Annotated in this window: 15 protein-coding genes and 3 pseudogenes; 10 read left to right on the forward strand and 8 right to left on the reverse strand. The window is 65.3% G+C overall.

Annotated elements, in window-relative coordinates; translation table 11 throughout:
* Window position 1: 1 nt before the first annotated feature.
* Window positions 2-1387: a glycine--tRNA ligase gene (locus tag DC31_RS02430; protein ID WP_036276543.1), complete on the reverse strand. Its 1386-nt coding sequence runs from the start codon at window positions 1385-1387 to the stop codon at window positions 2-4.
* Window positions 1388-1513: 126 nt separating this feature from the next.
* Window positions 1514-2203, reverse strand: a complete 690-nt coding sequence (locus DC31_RS02435) for a GNAT family N-acetyltransferase (protein WP_036276897.1) — start codon at window positions 2201-2203, stop codon at window positions 1514-1516.
* A gap of 93 nt (window positions 2204-2296) precedes the next feature.
* Here DC31_RS02435 and DC31_RS02440 point away from each other — a divergent pair.
* Window positions 2297-3738: pseudogene (locus DC31_RS02440) on the forward strand (MFS transporter).
* A 147-nt stretch (window positions 3739-3885) separates the two neighbouring features.
* Here DC31_RS02440 and DC31_RS02445 read toward each other — a convergent pair.
* Window positions 3886-4509, reverse strand: coding sequence for an NADPH-dependent F420 reductase (locus tag DC31_RS02445; RefSeq protein WP_036276546.1), 624 nt, complete (start codon window positions 4507-4509; stop codon window positions 3886-3888).
* 100 nt (window positions 4510-4609) lie between these two features.
* Between DC31_RS02445 and DC31_RS02450 the strand changes: the two genes are divergently transcribed.
* Window positions 4610-5098, forward strand: coding sequence for a MarR family winged helix-turn-helix transcriptional regulator (locus tag DC31_RS02450; RefSeq protein ID WP_036276549.1), 489 nt, complete (start codon window positions 4610-4612; stop codon window positions 5096-5098).
* Here the strand turns inward: DC31_RS02450 and DC31_RS02455 are convergent.
* Window positions 5079-5894, reverse strand: coding sequence for a serine hydrolase (locus tag DC31_RS02455; RefSeq protein WP_235201278.1), 816 nt, complete (start codon window positions 5892-5894; stop codon window positions 5079-5081). The two genes, DC31_RS02450 and DC31_RS02455, sit on opposite strands and share 20 nt — an antisense overlap.
* A 221-nt stretch (window positions 5895-6115) precedes the next feature.
* Complete coding sequence (locus DC31_RS02460) at window positions 6116-8080, reverse strand: M13 family metallopeptidase (RefSeq protein WP_036276552.1); 1965 nt, start codon at window positions 8078-8080, stop codon at window positions 6116-6118.
* Between the two features lie 82 nt (window positions 8081-8162).
* Between DC31_RS02460 and DC31_RS02465 the strand changes: the two genes are divergently transcribed.
* The gene (locus DC31_RS02465) at window positions 8163-9488 is read left to right on the forward strand and encodes an MATE family efflux transporter (RefSeq protein ID WP_036276556.1); all 1326 of its coding nucleotides are present in this window, start codon (window positions 8163-8165) and stop codon (window positions 9486-9488) included.
* A gap of 94 nt (window positions 9489-9582) precedes the next feature.
* Here DC31_RS02465 and DC31_RS02470 read toward each other — a convergent pair whose 3' ends face one another.
* On the reverse strand, window positions 9583-10200 hold the full coding sequence (locus DC31_RS02470; RefSeq protein ID WP_036276557.1) for a TrmH family RNA methyltransferase: 618 nt from the start codon (window positions 10198-10200) through the stop codon (window positions 9583-9585).
* A gap of 37 nt (window positions 10201-10237) precedes the next feature.
* Here DC31_RS02470 and DC31_RS02475 point away from each other — a divergent pair, with 37 nt between their 5' ends.
* From DC31_RS02475 to DC31_RS18615, 4 genes and pseudogenes are all read left to right on the forward strand, one after another.
* Window positions 10238-10870: a metal-dependent transcriptional regulator gene (locus tag DC31_RS02475; protein WP_036276560.1), complete on the forward strand. Its 633-nt coding sequence runs from the start codon at window positions 10238-10240 to the stop codon at window positions 10868-10870.
* Window positions 10871-10909: 39 nt separating this feature from the next.
* A pseudogene (locus tag DC31_RS02480) lies at window positions 10910-11703 on the forward strand (HAD-IIA family hydrolase).
* 2 nt (window positions 11704-11705) lie between these two features.
* Window positions 11706-12278: a YdeI/OmpD-associated family protein gene (locus tag DC31_RS02485; protein WP_036276563.1), complete on the forward strand. Its 573-nt coding sequence runs from the start codon at window positions 11706-11708 to the stop codon at window positions 12276-12278.
* The gene (locus DC31_RS18615) at window positions 12275-12439 is read left to right on the forward strand and encodes a hypothetical protein (RefSeq protein ID WP_200872854.1); all 165 of its coding nucleotides are present in this window, start codon (window positions 12275-12277) and stop codon (window positions 12437-12439) included. The genes DC31_RS02485 and DC31_RS18615 overlap by 4 nt, the downstream gene beginning before the upstream one ends.
* A 22-nt stretch (window positions 12440-12461) precedes the next feature.
* Here DC31_RS18615 and DC31_RS02490 read toward each other — a convergent pair whose 3' ends face one another.
* Both DC31_RS02490 and pyrE read right to left on the reverse strand, forming a co-directional pair.
* The gene (locus DC31_RS02490) at window positions 12462-13364 is read right to left on the reverse strand and encodes an ROK family protein (RefSeq protein ID WP_036276565.1); all 903 of its coding nucleotides are present in this window, start codon (window positions 13362-13364) and stop codon (window positions 12462-12464) included.
* Window positions 13361-13921, reverse strand: coding sequence for an orotate phosphoribosyltransferase (gene pyrE, locus DC31_RS02495; protein WP_036276568.1), 561 nt, complete (start codon window positions 13919-13921; stop codon window positions 13361-13363). Before pyrE ends, DC31_RS02490 begins: the two co-directional genes overlap by 4 nt.
* A 162-nt stretch (window positions 13922-14083) precedes the next feature.
* Here pyrE and DC31_RS02500 point away from each other — a divergent pair, with 162 nt between their 5' ends.
* The 3 genes and pseudogenes from DC31_RS02500 to DC31_RS02510 all read left to right on the forward strand — a co-directional run bounded on the left by DC31_RS02500 (window position 14084) and on the right by DC31_RS02510 (window position 16135).
* Window positions 14084-14629 (forward strand): YbhB/YbcL family Raf kinase inhibitor-like protein, encoded by a 546-nt coding sequence (locus DC31_RS02500; protein WP_051606335.1) that lies wholly within the window; start codon window positions 14084-14086, stop codon window positions 14627-14629.
* 56 nt (window positions 14630-14685) lie between these two features.
* On the forward strand, window positions 14686-15234 hold the full coding sequence (locus DC31_RS02505) for a hypothetical protein (protein ID WP_036276571.1): 549 nt from the start codon (window positions 14686-14688) through the stop codon (window positions 15232-15234).
* 56 nt (window positions 15235-15290) lie between these two features.
* Window positions 15291-16135 (forward strand): annotated as a pseudogene (locus DC31_RS02510) (exodeoxyribonuclease III).
* Window positions 16136-16239: the final 104 nt, after the last annotated feature.

A 16239-nucleotide genomic window follows, 5' to 3' on the forward strand; every position in this document is an offset into this window, starting at 1 on the left:
CTCAGGCGCCCTTGAGGCGATCTGCGAGGTAGTCGTTCAGTGCGTCGACAGGGATACGTTCCTGCGCCATTGTGTCCCTATCGCGCACGGTAACGGCGTGGTCATCGAGCGAGTCGAAGTCGACCGTGACGCAGAACGGCGTGCCGATCTCGTCCTGGCGACGGTAGCGACGACCGATCGCGCCGGCGTCGTCGAAGTCGATCGCCCAGCGACCACGCAGCGAATCCGCAACCTCACGGGCGAGCGGCGAGAGCCTCTCGTTCCGCGACAGCGGAAGAACAGCGACCTTGACCGGCGCCAGACGCGGGTCGAGCTTGAGCACAGTACGTACGTCGGTGCCGCCCTTCGCGTTCGGCACTTCTTCTTCGACATAGGCGTCGACGAGGAACGCCATCATCGAGCGAGTGAGACCGAAGGACGGCTCGATCACGTAGGGCGTGTAGCGCTCGCCGGATGCCTGGTCGAAGTACGACAGGCTCTGACCGGATGCCTCGGAGTGGCTGTTGAGGTCGTAGTCGGTGCGGTTGGCGACACCCATGAGCTCGCCCCACTCTTTGCCGGGGAAGCCGAACTTGTACTCGAAGTCGATCGTGCCGGCGGAGTAGTGCGCACGCTCATCCTCTGGCACGTCGAACTGGCGCATGTTCTCAGGAGTGATGCCCAAGTCGATGAACCAGGCCCAACACGCCTCGACCCAGTGATCGAACCACTCTTGCGCTTCGGCGGGCGGCACGAAGTACTCGATCTCCATCTGCTCGAACTCGCGCGTGCGGAAGATGAAGTTTCCTGGCGTGATCTCGTTGCGGAACGCCTTGCCGACCTGGCCGATGCCGAACGGCGGCTTCTTGCGGCTCGCGGTGAGAACGTTCGTGAAGTTCACGAAGATGCCCTGCGCAGTTTCGGGGCGCAGGTAGAACAGCCCGGACTCGTCATCGACGACGCCGAGGTAGGTCTTCACCAGTCCGGAGAATTCCTTGGGCTCGGTCCACTGACCCTTGTTGCCGCAGTTCGGGCACCCGATGCCAGCGAGTCCACCCTCGGGGGCACGACCCTTGCGCGCCTCGAAGTCTTCGGTGAGGGTGTCCGCACGGAAGCGCTTGTGACAGCTGAGGCACTCGACGAGCGGGTCGCTGAAGGTGGCGACGTGGCCGGAGGCCTCCCACACGCGCTTGGGGAGGATGATCGACGAGTCAAGGCCGACCATGTCGCCGCGTCCGCGAACGAAGGTCTGCCACCACTGTCGACGGATGTTCTCTTTGAGTTCGGTGCCGAGGGGCCCGTAGTCCCACGCCGAGCGCGAACCGCCGTAGATCTCACCTGCTTGGAAGACGAACCCGCGGTGGCGGGCGAGGCTGATGACCTTATCGAGGCGGGACTGTTCGGCCATGGTGGCTCCAATGGTCGGATGCGGCGGGGGTTCGCCCGAGAATCCGGGCACCCTCCATACTATCCGCGCACTTCACCGGCCGCGGCTCGCCTATTCGGCGCGCGCGTGGATGAGCTACTCGGTGAGCTATTCGGTGAAAAGGTACCCGCGTGTGACGTCGAAGCCCGCGATGTGGAGGCCACGTCCGTGCATCTCTTCCATTTGCGTCCGAAGACGCACGCGCCACTCGTGTGCCCCGTCAGGATCGGAAATGCGCATCTCTTCGACATCTCGAGGAATTTCCAACGTCGCAACAACGGCGTCAGCATCCGGCGCTTTCGCGATGTCGGCGAGGGCCCAACCGACGTCGAGTCGATCACTCTCATCGCCCGCGTCACCACCGCCGAAAATCCCGTAGTTGTTCACGGTATAGCCGGTAACGCGCGCTCCGAGCACGGTCAGGAAGAAGTGGGCGTTGCGCGCGACAAGCGGATCGAACGTCCAGGTGATGCGCCCAACGTCGCGAGAGAACGCCCACTGTCGCTGGTGCTCTTTCAGCTCACGCCCCCAGCCGCGCCCACGGTATTCGGGCAGCAGAGCGGTGATGTGCGAGTGCATCGTGCGCTTGCCCGGCGCACCGAAGAACGCGATTGACGCACCCACCATTCGCTCTTCACTACCTTCACGATCGAAGAGTCCGACGACGTAGTTGCCAGATTGTTCCAGCGCACGCAGCGTGCCGGCATCGATGACGCGTTCGGGCCCGCGGATGGAGTCCAGCAGAGCCTGAGCATCGAGGATGAGTTCTACGGTGTCGAGATCACGGATGGTGCGCACGGTCCCAGTCTGCTCCCCGTCGCCCACATCTACCAATTGCTCGCCGATACTGAGCGTGGCCTTCCCCTGTGTGAGCACCGATAGCCTGAACGAATGGGAGACAGGGACGACAGAGCAAGAAAACGACTCTCACGCACCCCGAATCGCGGACTCACCGTCGCAGTACTCGCCTTCGCGGGGCTCTGCTCGTCGTTCATGTTCACGCTCGTTGTCCCGCTCCAGGCCGAGCTGCCGACGCTCCTGAACGCCTCTCGCGAAGACACCACCTGGGTCGTCACGATCACCCTGCTCGTCGCCGCCATCGCCACCCCCATCTCGGGGCGCGTGGGAGACATGTACGGCAAGCGACGCGTGGTAGTCGTGCTGCTGGCGATGCTCATCGTCGGTTCGGTGATCGCCGCACTGTCCGGCTCGATCGTCGGCGTGATCATCGGGCGCGCCTGCAGGGCGGCGTGACCGGCGTCATCCCGCTCGGCATCGCGATCATGCGCGACATTCTTCCCACCAATCGCCTGGGCACTGCCGTCGCGCTCATGAGCGCGACGATGGGAGTCGGCGGAGCGCTGGGGATGCCGTTGGCCGCGTACCTCGCCTTGAACGCCGACTGGCACGCGCTGTTCTGGCTCGCCGCGGGCCTCGGCGTCATCGGTCTCATCCTGGTCTTCCTCTTCGTTCCGGAGGATGTGCTGCTCTCGCCTGGGCGCCTCGATATTCTCGGCGCCATTGGTCTGGCGATCGGCCTCAGCGGGCTGCTGCTCTACGTCTCGCGCGGCGCCGAATGGGGCTGGACGTCGCCCATCGGCCTCAGCCTGCTAGTCGGTGGCGTGCTGGTGTTGTTGGTGTGGGGCTGGTATCAGCTGCGGGCGAAAGACCCGCTGCTCGACCTGCGCGTCGCCGCGCGTCCTGCCGTGCTGCTGACGAACGTCGCTGCGATCGGCACCGGCTTCGCCTTCTTCGCATCCAACGTCACGTTCCCTCAGATGCTCGAACTCCCGGTCGAGACGGGATCAGGCTTCGGTCTCGATATGTTGACCGCCGCGTTCATCATCATGCCCGCGGGCCTGGTGATGATGGTGCTTTCTCCGCTGTCGGGCTGGCTGGAGCGCACCATCGGACCGCGGCCATTGTTCTCCATCGGTGCCGGTGCGATCGTGGTCGCCTACGGCTATGTGCTCATCTGGTCGTCCGAGTGGTGGCACATCCTGGTTTCCAACGCGATCATCGGCGTGGGCATCGGTTTCACATTCGCCGCGATGCCGATGATCATCATGCGCTCGGTGCCCGCCAACGAAACTGGCGCCTCTAACGGCCTCAACGCCCTGTTCCGCTCGGTAGGAACGTCGAGCGCGTCGGCGGTCATGGGCGGCGTGCTCGCGGCGATGAGCGTCAGCGTCGACGGGGTCGCCGTTCCCACGCGCGAAGCCTTCAACGTCTGCTTCTGGCTCGCGGTCGTGGCCGGCGTTATCGCGCTGGTCCTGTCGCTGTTCATTCCGAAAATCCGTCCGCTCGAACGGCATCCGTCACTTCCGAGCTGACCTCCGTCAGAGGGTGAGGCCGTCCGGGTCGCTCGGTTGTCGAGTCCACCTGTCTGCCCAAAACACGGATGTCGGCCCAAACCCGGAGGTTTCGACCGACATCCGTACCTACGACCGACAAGTCGTGCCGGCGGGTCACTCAGAGCATCAGCTGCGGACAGCGAACCCGCCGGTCCAACCGATCTGCTCCCGCACGGCGAGCACCATCTGCAGGAATCCGAGCGCCTCGAGCTCGCGCGCACGCTTCAGTGCACCAGCATCCGCGACCTTGAGGCCCGCCGCGGTGATCACGTCAGCGAGGAGAGTCTTGGCTGCGTCATCGTCGCCAGCCAGCTGTACGACCGTCGGTTCTCCGCCGAGCTCGCCCGTGGCGAGGGTGGCTGCGAAGGTGGTGTTGAACGCCTTGATGACCTTCGCTCCGGGAACCGCTGCGGCGAATTCGGCGGCGGCAGACGAGTCCGCCGGAACGACGAGTGCATCGAACGTGGCGAAGTCGACCGGGTTGGTGATGTCGACGACGACCTTGTTCGTGAGCTGGTCGCCGTAGGCCTTGGCGATCTCGGCGAGCGCCGGGTAGGGAACCGCAAGCACGACGATCTCGCCGGTGATCGCGTCGCCGACCACGCCAGATGCTGCGCCAATCGCCGCTGCCGCGGTGCCAGCCTTCTCGAGGTCGCGGGCCAAGATCTGCACCTGTGCGCCGCCCTTGTGTGCGATGCCGGCGATCGCCTGGCCCATGTTTCCGGTTCCGATGATGGTGACTGCAGTCATTGTTCTACCTTTCGTCAGAGAGCCGACACAATTTGTTGCTTCGGCAAGTAATTAGGTCAACCCACTTGTCCCGGCAACTATTCCCGGCAGAATGGAGAACATGGCAACTCCCCTTCCCCGCATGACTCCCGCACAGTCACGGGCTTGGCTCGCGCTCATCAGCACGGCCGAACTTCTGCCCGCGGCGCTTGACGCACAGTTGCAGCGGGATGCCGGACTCACCCACTACGAGTTCATCCTGCTCAGCGCTCTCCAGCGCAGCGGCGCGATGCGTCTCAGCGACCTGGCCGCAGCAACGAACGCGGCGCTCCCCCGCGCCTCGAAGGTGGTCAGCCGGCTGCAGCAGCGCGGACTGCTCGAACGAAAAGAGAGCGAGCACGACCGCCGTAGTGTCTTGCTCACGCTGAGCACGCAGGGCCGTCGCCAGCTGATCCTCGCGACGCCCAACCACTTCGACACGGTCCACCGCCTGGTGCTCGACAACCTCAGCCCTGCGCAACTGGATGCTCTCGCCGATGCCCTCGAGCCGGTTGTGCAGCGCTCGACCCGGAACGACGCTTCGGCCCGTTCTAGTGCGCGTACTCCATGAGTTCGAGTCCCAGCACACGGAACGCGTCGTGCGCACGCAGGCGGTGAGTGATCGACAGGTCATCGAAGCACACGATCATTGCGTATGCGATGCCGGCTCGGGGGCCCGCAAGTACGCCGGCCTCAGCGCGGACGCCGCGGTCGCGACCGGTCTTATTGATGAACAGCAGGCCATGCTCGTCGTGATCGTGCGCGAAGGGGTCAAGACCGGTGGATGCCGCGACCAAGCTGAGGTCATGGTTGAGGCTCAGCCACTCTGAGACCTGAGCGCTCACCGCAGCGTCGACAGCCTTCGAATTCACCAGGGCGGAGAAGAGCCGGGCAAGTTCACGCGTCGTGCCGACCGCGACGTGTGGAGCGTCATCCGGTCCTCGGCGGTCGCGGAACCGATCAAGCAGTGCCGTGTGCGTCAGGCCAAGCGCCGCAATGAGATTGCTCACCCGCTCATGCCCCACGCGCTGCAGCAGCGCGTTGACGGCGATCGGATCACCTGCGGTCGCGGCCAGCACAGCGAGATCACCAAGGGGCAGCGTCGGCGCCCACAGATTACGCCAGATCCCCGCGCCGGTGACATCCTCCGTTGATGAACGATCGACGAGCTCCAGCGGGTCCAGGGACCCTGAGTCAAAGCCCGCGGCGACCTCGATCAGCAGCGGCACGATCCCGAGACCGGCAATCGGCATGGTGATGTGGTCGTCTCCGACGAGCACATCACTGCCGTTGTCGAGGTCTGTCACATGCACCGATACCTGAGCGCCGGCATCCGTCAGCTCTTCCAGAGCGCGAAGTGTTGCCACGAACGAACGCCGACCCACTGCTGCGCGGCGCGGCAGACGTCGGGCGCTGCGATGGGATCGGCTTAGCGTGACTGATGGCGAAGGCTCGGGGGGGGAGTGCCCACGCGTGTTCCTTCCCAGGAAGGTGTGTGTTGGGGGGACGCTGCCAGGAGCATGCCCCCCAGCAGCAGTGGCTATCGTAACCCGCTCGTTCGCGCCGCGTTAGGGGTGATCGGAAATGATCACCAGATCGTCACGCGCTGGTCCGCCGGAAGGTGCAAGGCGTCTGCCTCCGCGACACCGAATGCCTCGTAGAACGCGTCGATATTGCGCACAATCTGATTGCAGCGGAACTCGTTCGGTGAGTGCGGATCGATCGTGAGCAGGCGAATCGTCTCGGCCTCTCGACTCTTCTGCTGCCACACCTGCGCCCAGCTCAGCAGCAGCCGCTGCACTCCGGTGAGGCCGTCGATGACCGGAGCATCCGCACCACCCAGCGACAGCTCGTAGGCCTTCAGCGCGATTCCGAGGCCGCCGAGATCACCGATGTTCTCGCCGATCGTGAGTGCACCGTTCACGTGATTTTCTGCCGGCAACCCCTCAGGAACGAGTGCCTCGTACTGGGCGATCAGTGCCTTAGTGCGTTCTTCGAACGCGGCGCGGTCAGCATCGGTCCACCAGTCGTTGAGCTTGCCCGAGCCGTCGTAGCGACTACCCTGGTCGTCGAAGCCGTGGCCGATCTCGTGGCCGATTACCGCGCCGATTCCGCCGTAGTTAGCGGCCGCGTCGCGCGTAGCGTCGAAGAACGGGTATTGAAGGATCGCGGCGGGGAACACGATCTCGTTCATCAGCGGGTTGTAGTACGCATTGACCATCTGCGGCGGCATGAACCACTCGTTGCGGTCGATGGGCTTGCCCACCTTGTCGACGTTGCGGTCGTGGTCGAAGACGGATGCTCGTCGCACATTGCCGAAGACATCCGCGGCGTCGATCTCGAGGTTCGAGTAGTCACGCCAGACCTCTGGGTGACCAATCTTCGGCGTGAAGGCATCGAGCTTGGCCAGCGCCCGCTCGCGGGTGTCAGGACTCATCCAATCGAGCGTGGTGATGCTCTGCCGGTACGCCTCAATGATGTTCGCGACGAGCTCATCCATGGCGGCCTTCGCCGTCGGCGGGTAATGCCGCTCGACGTAAACCTTGCCGATCGCGTCGCCCAGCGCACCCTCAGTGATCGAGACGCCACGCTTCCACCGCTCACGGATCGTGGGAACTCCGGTGAGCTCAGTGCCGTAGAACGAGAAGTTCTCCTGCACGATGTCGTCCGTGAGATACGCGGCCGCGGCGTGCACGACCTGAGCGCGCATCCACGCCTTCCAATCCTCCAGTCGCTCGGCGGTGAGCAGCGATCCCAGCCCCTCGAGCGCGCTGGGCTGATAGACGACCGCCTCGGCGAAGGCATCCGGGTTCGTGGGGGCGACGGCATCCCGCCACGGAGCGAGATCTACCGCGACCAGCGCCTGAGTCTCATCCCAGGACTTCAGGTTGTAGGTGGCGACGGCGTCGCGGCTCGCTACGTTGTCCCAGTGGTGACTCGCAAGCTCGGTCTCGATGCCGAAGGCACGCTCGGCGTTGCCTGTGGCATCCTCAACTCCGGCGAGCGCGAGGAGGCGTCCGAGGTGGGCACGATAGGCGGTGCGGGTGTCTGCGAAGCTGTCGAGGCGGTAGTAGCTCTCGTCCGGAAGCGACAGGCCCGACTGCACCAGGAACGGTACGTAGCGCTCGGGGTTACCGGGATCGGGTTCGATGAACAGGCCGATGAGATGCGCGCGACCGTCGTGCTCGTAGGCGCCTGCGGTAGCGAGGAAGGCCGGGATGCTATCGATCGCGTCGATCTCGGCGAGCGTCTCTCGCAGCGGTTCGATGCCTGCGGCGTCAATGCTCGCGGTGTCCATGAAGCTGGTGAACAGGTCGCCGATCTTGCGCTCCAGAGTGCCTGGCTCGGCATCCTGTGACTCGAGGATGATCGCGCGGACGTCAGATTCAGCCTGCTCAGCCAGAAGGTGGAACGACCCCCAACGGGCCTTATCTCCCGGAATCTCGGTGCGAGCAATCCAGCCGCCGTTGACATACCGGTAGAGATCGTCCTGCGGACGGATCTCGGAGCTGAACTCTTCTGTGGCAAGGCCTGCGGGGAGAACATCAGTCATGTATCTACCCTATGCGCGGGGACCGACAGCGCGCCGCGTGTACCGACTGAGATTCGTGACGAGCACCCCATAGGCTCGAAGGATGACCGCGCGCCCTGCATCCCTCAATCGAGAGATCTTGCGCCTTGCGGTCCCGGCGCTCGGCGCGCTGATCGCAGAACCCGCCTTCCTGATCGTGGATGCTGTGCTCGTCGGCCATCTCGGCACGGTGCCGCTTGCGGGACTCGGCATCGCGAGCGCGGTGCTGCAGACCATCGTCGGGCTGATGATCTTCCTCGCCTATTCGACGACACCGGCGGTCGCGCGCAAGTTCGGCTCCGGTGACCATAAGGATGCCGTCTCGGTGGGTATCGACGGCATGTGGCTGGCGCTGGGGCTCGGTGCTGTCCTTGCCGTCGCGGGTGCTGTCTCCTCACCTTGGGTGGTCTCGCTGTTCGGTGCATCTGCGGAGGTCGCCGAACAGGCCGACACCTACTTGGTGATCAGCATGTGGGGCCTGCCGGCGATGTTGATCGTGTTCGCCGCAACCGGACTGCTGCGCGGCATGCAGAACACCGTGACCCCGCTCTGGATAGCCGGTGCAGGATTCGGCGCGAACGCGTTACTCAACTTCTTGTTCATCTACGGATTCGGCTGGGGAATCGCCGGATCAGCGGTCGGCACCGTCGCTGCCCAGTGGGCCATGGTTGCTGCGTACGTCGTCGTCATCGGTCGGCTGGCACGGAAGCACGACGCATCGGTGCGACCGCAGCGCGACGGTGTTCGTGGGTCTGCCCGCTCCGGCGGATGGCTGTTCCTGCGCACTGTCAGCCTGCGAGCAGCGCTGTTGATCACTGTCGGCGTCGCGACCGGAATCGGCACAGAGGAACTCGCCGGCTGGCAGGTGGTGTTCACGATCTTCTCTGCCGCAGCCTTCGCGCTGGATGCTTTGGCGATCGCCGCGCAGGCACTGATCGGCAAGGGTCTGGGTGCCGGTGACAATGCCGGCGTGCGACAGGTGCTCACGCGCACGGTGGCCTGGGGCGCCTGGTTCGGCGTGATCGTCGGCATCATCATCGGCGCTCTCTCCGGCGTGATCGGACTCGCGTTCACCGGCTCTCCCGTGCTGGCATCCCTCATCCAGCCGGCCCTCATCGTGCTGGCGATCGCGCAGCCCATCGCGGGAATCGTGTTCGTCCTCGACGGCGTGCTGATGGGCGCCGGAGACGTTCGCTATCTCGCAATCGCCGGCGGGCTGAACCTCCTGCCGTTCCTTCCCGCCCTGTGGATCGTCGCCGCGACGGGCGTCGACGGCGTCGCGGGCCTGGTGTGGCTTTCGGCCGCGTTCTTCGGTGTCTACCTGCTCGCCCGCTTCGCGACACTCGGCTGGCGCGTGAAGACCGGCCGGTGGCTGGGCGAGACCGTTTAGCCGTGATCGGCGTCTTCGCCACCGGTCTGTTCGGCGCCGACGTCCACGCGCTCATGCGTCACACCTGCGGCATCCAACGCGACTGAGCACGACCTCAGTCGGCGTAGCGGCGGCACCATTCGTACATGATCACGGCGCCCGCGGCGCTGGCGTTGATCGACCGCGTCGAGCCGTATTGGGTGATCTCGATGTGCCCGGATGCCGCGGCGAGCGCCTCGTCGGTAAGCCCGGGGCCTTCCTGTCCGAACAACAGCACACAGCGTTCGGAGAGATCGGCTTTGTCGACGGGGACGGCGCCATCGACGTTGTCGACCGCGATGATCGGGATGCCTTCTGCTGCGGCCCACGTGGCAAACGCGGCGACATCTTCGTGGTGCACGACGTGCTGGTAGCGGTCAGTGACCATCGCGCCGCGCTTATTCCAGCGGCGGCGTCCGATGATGTGCACGGTGTCGGCGAGGAACGCGTTGGCGCTCCGCACGATCGAGCCGATGTTCATGTCGTGCTGCCAGTTCTCGATGGCGACATGGAACGGGTGCCGGTGCGTGTCAAGGTCGGCGACAATCGCCTCCATCCGCCAGTACCGGTAGCGGTCGATGACGTTGCGGGTGTCGCCGTGCTCGAGCAACTCGGGGTCGTACTGGTCACCCGACGGCCATTCGCCATCCCAGGGCCCTAGTCCGTGGGTACTGCGCTCAGGTGTCTCGGTCACTGTGTCAGCGTAGTCCGGGCCAGCGTAGTCTGGGAGCGTGGCATCCCCGGCAGCAGACGACTACTTGAAGACTGTGTACGCGCACACCGAATGGCAGGATGCGCCGATCACGCCGTCCGTGCTGGCCGCGAAGTTGGGCATCGCCCCCTCCTCAGTGACAGAGATGGTGAAGAAGCTCGCGAAGTCGGGCCTCGTCTCGCACGTGCCATATGGTGCGGTACGTCTGACCCCCGAGGGCGAGAACCGCGCGCTGTCGATGGTGCGCCGGCACCGCCTCATCGAGACCTGGCTGGTGCAGGAGTTCGGCTACGCCTGGCACGAGGTGCATGACGAAGCGGAGGTGCTTGAGCACACCATCAGCGATCGTCTGCTGCAGGGCATCGACGCGCGGCTTGGATCTCCTCGCTTCGACCCGCATGGCGACGCGATTCCGGATGCCGATGGCAACGTCGACCGTGAACCTTTTGTGCTGCTCGCTGAAGCGCGCTCCTGGCACTCCGGTCGCGTGCTACGAGTGAGTGACCGCGACCCCGAGCTGCTGCGTGCGCTGGAGGCGCGGGGGCTGGCTGTTGGATCAGAGGTTCGAGTGACCGATGGTGGCTTCGAGCTCGACGGCACCGCGGTCGATTTTCCGGACGGCGCGGCCGACGTCGTGTGGGTTAGCACGTAGCATCCGCCGCCCGGGTGTTCCGCCCAATAGGCTGAGCCCATGGCACATCGCGACGACATTGAATGCTGGCTCACCGACATGGACGGCGTGCTCGTCCATGAGAATGACGCCATCCCCGGCGCGCCGAGCTGCTCGCCGGCTGGGAGAGCGCAGGCCTCCCCTACCTTGTGCTGACCAACAACTCGATCTTCACCGCCCGCGACCTCTCTGCGCGGCTCCGCTCCAGCGGACTGCACGTGCCAGAGGACCGCATCTGGACCTCTGCCCTCGCCACCGCGGCTTTTCTCGAGCAGCAGCTTCCTGGCGGGTCGGCGTTCGTCATCGGCGAGGCCGGCATCCTCACTGCTCTGCACGACGCCGGATTTGTGATGACAGAGACGAACCCCGATTTCGTGGTTGTCGGCGAGACACGCAACTACTCCTTCGAGGCGATCACCAAAGCGATCCGGCTCATCAACAAGGGTGCTCGCTTCATCGCCACGAACCCGGATGCTACCGGTCCCAGCGCCGACGGCCCGATGCCGGCGACGGGCGCGATCTCCGCACTGATCACGAAGGCGACCGGCAAGGAGCCTTACGTCGTCGGCAAGCCCAACCCGATGATGTTCCGCTCGGCGTTGAACAAGATCGGTGCACATTCGAAGAAGACCGGCATGATCGGCGACCGGATGGACACCGACATCGTCGCCGGCATCGAGGCGGGGCTTCACACCGTGCTCGTCCTCACAGGCATCAGCGACCAGGCCGAGATCGAGAAGTACCCGTTCCGTCCGAACGAGATCGTGGACTCCGTCGCCGACCTGCTGCCAGAGAACTCCTCGTCCGACGACTGATCATGGGCGTTCTCGACGATGGCGAGCGAATTCAGGCGACGGATGCCGCGACCTGGCGCGCCTGGCTCGAGGAGAATCACGCGCAATCGACAGGCGTCTGGGCGATGAACGTGCGAGGCTCGAACGATGGCACCTCGCTCGGCTACGAGGATGCCGTGCGCCAAGCGCTCTGCTTCGGATGGATCGACGGCCCGGTGCGGACGTTCTCGGAGGAGGGCGTCGGCCAGTGGTTTTCTCCGCGACGGCCGGCCAGCGGCTGGGCGGCCACGAACAAGGCCCGGCTGACAGCGCTCGAGGAACAGGGCGAGCTCGCGCCGGCTGGCATCCGGGCCATCGAGGTGGCGAAAGCCAACGGCACCTGGGAAATGCTCGACGGGCCAGAGGCCGGCATCGAACCCGTTGAGTTCACGATGGCGTTGGATGCAGTTCCGGTTGCGCGCGCGACGTGGGATGCTTTTCCCCAGTCGGTGAAGAAGCTCGGGCTCACGTTGATCGCCACGGCGAGACGCCCAGAGACCAAGGCCGCCCGCATCGCAAAGATCGTGGCGGATGCCGCGGAAGGGAAGCGTCCGTGAATCAAAACGACATGTTGTTCCTCGTGCTGATCCTGATTGGGTTGTCGTCGCTCACGATCATCGTCGTGCAGTTCGTGCGCTCCCGTCGCCGCGGGGGCCGTGACGAGCACGGCCATTCTGGCAACTGGTGGGAAGGCCCCTGGGGCGACGACAAGCGCTGACCAGCGCCCACACTTTGGGCGACTACCGCAGCACGAGCGCAGCGGCGCCGATCAACGGCCCCTCATCGCCCAGTCCTGAGCGCACCACCCGTGCCCGACGCGAGTAGTCGTGCGCGGCGCTGGCCGTGAGCGCTTGCTGCACCAGGTCGATGTAGTCAGCGGAGACCCGTGAGAATCCGCCGCCAATGGCGATCATGTCGAGGTCGACGAGGGTCGCTGCATCCGCCAGCGCTGCGCCGACTTCGCGGGCGGAGCGTTCGATCGCGGCGCGCGCGACCGTGTCACCGGATGCTGCGTCACGGGCGAGGTCCTCACCTGTCGCACCGCTCCACCCCTGCGTCTGGGCCCACGCAGCGCTGGCGGGTCCGGACGCAATCTGCTCGAGCGTCAACCCGCCCTCGCGTCGGACCTGGCCGAGGTGTCCCGCATTGCCTGACGCGCCGGCGATGTACTGGCCCTCCAGGACGAACCCCCCGCCGACGCCGGTGGAGACGACGATCGAGAGTGATGACCGCGCGTCTCGCGTCGCACCCAGCCAGGATTCGGCGAGCGCGAGTGCCCCGCCGTCATGGCCGAAGACGGTGTGCACCTCGTGCCCAACGGTGCCGGATGCTGCGTTTCGCACAGCATCCGCCAAGGGGTAGCCGTGCGCCGACGGCATGTTCACCGGGACGATTCGACCGCTCGCACGGTCGATGGGACCGGCGCTGCCGACACCTGCACCAACGAACTCTGCCCCCCGGGGAAGAGATGCCAGTGCATGGGCGACGATCTGCTCGACGGCGGCATCCAGCGACGTCGGCGTGGCCTCCCGACCCGTCGCGCTACGCGAACGACTGCCGGCGACCAGAACGCCCTCGTCAGAGACGAGCGCCGCCTCCATCTTGGTGCCACCAACGTCAACGGCCAGGGCGTAGCGGGTCACTGCGGGTCGAGTCCGAGATCATCGAGACCGAAGGCGGAGAGCCACTGCAGGCCCTCGGCCTCAATCGCAGCCTGTGCGCCGGTCTTGCGGTCAACGATCACGGCGACGGCCACGACTTCCGCGCCCTCGCGGCGCAGCACCTCGACGGCTTTGAGCGCAGACTGCCCCGTGGTGGAGGTGTCTTCCAAGACGACGACGCGCTTGCCTGCGACATCTGCGCCTTCGATTTGACGACCGCGCCCGTGATCCTTCGGCTCCTTGCGGACAACGAAAGCATCGAGCGGACGGTCGGTTGCGACAGAGGCGTGCAGCACGGAGTTCGCGATCGGGTCGGCGCCGAGAGTCAGCCCCCCGACGGCCGCGGCGTCGAGATCGCCGATCAGGTCGAGCATGATTCGGCCGATCGCGGGAGCCGCCCGGTGGTCGAGCGTGAGCCTGCGCATGTCGACGTAGTACGTGGCCTGCTTGCCACTCGAGAGGGTGAACTCGCCGTGGAACACCGCCTCGTCTTTGATGAGGGCAAGCAGGGACTGGCGGTCTGCGTCGAGTGCGGTCACGGCATCCAGTGTAGAGCCGGGGCCACGTTCACAACTCCTCCAGATCGGACGAGAATCGGTCCTGCGGTGTCCGCCGCGCGCCGATCGCGGCGAACTTGGAGGAGTTATGCACAGCGCCCGTGTTCGCCTATCGTGGCCGGTGACATCACTCGAAGGAGACCCATGCTTTCGTACGATCCTTACGCCGAGCTCTCCACGTTGCGCGATTTCGCGCCGCTTGAGCTGACCAGCCCTGATTTCGAACCGGGCGGCGCACTACCTCTGTTCGCGTGGGCGGCCGCCCGTGGCGGCGAGGACCGCTCGCCTGCCCTGCAATGGTCGACGCCGCCTGCTGGCACGAAGAGCTTCGCAGTCTCTTGCTTCGATCCGGATGCACCGACTGGATCGGGCTTCTGGCACTGGGCGGCCTACAACCTGCCGGCCGCGACGACCTCCCTGACAAGCGGCGACGGGATGCTCGAGTCGCTCCCCTACGGCGCCACCGTGCTCCCGAACGAGGCGCGCTCCGAGCGTTTTATCGGCGCAGAACCACCCGAGGGCACCGGTGTACACCGCTACTTCTTCGTTGTGGATGCCCTCGACATCGACACCCTCGACATCGCGCCGGGCTCGACGCCCGCGGTACTCGGATTCAACCGTCACTTCCATACGCTGGCCCGCGGCATCCTCGTCGGCACGGCAGACCCTTCGACAGGCCCAGGGGCCTAGCCATCGCACACTCGCGACGTTGACCCGATCCACGCCGCCGAAAGCCGAGGAGCACGATGATTCCCAATGACCTCCAGATCTGGCTCGAACTCCAGAACTCCAAACAAGACACCCCGTTCTCTGATGACGGTGTCGTGTTCGTACCCGCGGGGGAGGTCCCCGCATCAGTGCACGAGGGTTACATAGAGCCGACTTACCTCTCGGCCGAGGAACTCAAGGAACCGTCAATCGCGGCGAACATCCATGCACACAAGGACACGATCGCGCTCATCACGTGGGCAGCAGTAGACGAGAACGAATCGGCGTGGGGGTATTGGCGTGGACCGGAGGACACTCCTATTACCGAGGCGCCGATCGTGCAGCTCGACTCCGAGGGAACCTACCGGCTGCTCCCCGGCGCTTCCCTCAGCGACGCGCTCGCGTGGTCACTCGATGACTACTCCCACACCTTCGACGAGTTCGTCGAGTTGTGCGCGGAGGCTGGAGTCCGCCTCAGCGCGAACGATCCCGGTGCGCTCCTCGCCCCCGCTGACCGAGCCGGACAGAGCAATCCTGCCGCCGTGCACGCAGCAGCGAACAAAATGTATCTCGCCGCGAACGAATGAACGCAGCACGAGGCCCGCGGAGCGCTGACGTGCGATCCCACCCGTAGGCTGAACGCATGCGCTTGGCCACCTGGAACGTCAACTCGATCCGCACCCGCGTCGCCCGCACGGTCGAATTCGCGGTGCGTGAAGACATCGACGTGCTCGCAATGCAAGAGATCAAGTGCAAGCCGGAGCAGTTTCCGTACGCGCCCTTCGAAGAGGCCGGCTACCACGTCGAGGTGCACGGGCTGAATCAGTGGAACGGTGTCGCGATCGCGAGCCGTTTGCCGATCACCGACGTCGAGACCGCGTTTACCGGGATGCCGGGCTTCGCGAAGGGCCACGACGGCCCGGATGCTCCGCTCGAAGCGCGTGCGCTCGGCGTGACCGTCGACGGCGTGCGGGTGTGGAGCCTGTATGTGCCCAACGGCCGCTCGCTCGAGACCCGCATCTCGCGTACAAGCTGCACTGGCTCGAGGCGCTGCGCCAGCACACTTCATCCGAATTGCAGTCGAATCCCGATCTGCCGCTGGCCCTGGTCGGGGACTTCAACATCATCCCGTTCGACAACGACAATGGTGACCCCGACATCGTCGAGGGCGTCTCGACGCATGTGTCACCCGAAGAGCGTGCGGCATTCTTCGCTTTCCAGGATGCCGGTCTCACCGACGTCGTTCGCCCGCTCATCCCCGAGGGCTTCACCTACTGGGATTACCAGCGGTTGAAGTTCCCCCGCAACGAAGGCGTACGCATCGACTTCGTGCTCGGTTCACGAACCCTGGCCGAAGCCGTGACCGGAGCATCCATCCACCGCGAAGAACGCAAGGGCACCCAGCCCAGCGATCACGTACCTGTGGTGGTCGAACTCGACTTCGGCGGCACCGACGACGATGACGACATGCCGATGATCTTCGCCTGAGCTGCGTTCAGGTCGCAAATTCTGCCGCTCCGCCGCGCGCAGAGCGGCACCCATCGCGACCTGGACCGCGGGACCGAGCGCAAATCCGTCGCGCGGCGGATGCC

This window comes from Microbacterium sp. CH12i, assembly GCF_000685355.1.
Taxonomy (GTDB): domain Bacteria; phylum Actinomycetota; class Actinomycetes; order Actinomycetales; family Microbacteriaceae; genus Microbacterium.

What these genes read in the sequence shown, in the direction of transcription:
- DC31_RS02430 (WP_036276543.1), bottom strand. Translation starts at nt 1,387, where the DNA reads ATGGCCGAACAGTCCCGCCTCGATAAGGTCATCAGCCTCGCCCGCCAC.
- DC31_RS02445 (WP_036276546.1), bottom strand. Translation starts at nt 4,509, where the DNA reads ATGACTGCAGTCACCATCATCGGAACCGGAAACATGGGCCAGGCGATC.
- DC31_RS02450 (WP_036276549.1), top strand. Translation starts at nt 4,610, where the DNA reads ATGGCAACTCCCCTTCCCCGCATGACTCCCGCACAGTCACGGGCTTGG.
- DC31_RS02460 (WP_036276552.1), bottom strand. Translation starts at nt 8,080, where the DNA reads ATGACTGATGTTCTCCCCGCAGGCCTTGCCACAGAAGAGTTCAGCTCC.
- DC31_RS02465 (WP_036276556.1), top strand. Translation starts at nt 8,163, where the DNA reads ATGACCGCGCGCCCTGCATCCCTCAATCGAGAGATCTTGCGCCTTGCG.
- DC31_RS02485 (WP_036276563.1), top strand. Translation starts at nt 11,706, where the DNA reads ATGGGCGTTCTCGACGATGGCGAGCGAATTCAGGCGACGGATGCCGCG.
- DC31_RS02500 (WP_051606335.1), top strand. Translation starts at nt 14,084, where the DNA reads ATGCTTTCGTACGATCCTTACGCCGAGCTCTCCACGTTGCGCGATTTC.
- DC31_RS02505 (WP_036276571.1), top strand. Translation starts at nt 14,686, where the DNA reads ATGATTCCCAATGACCTCCAGATCTGGCTCGAACTCCAGAACTCCAAA.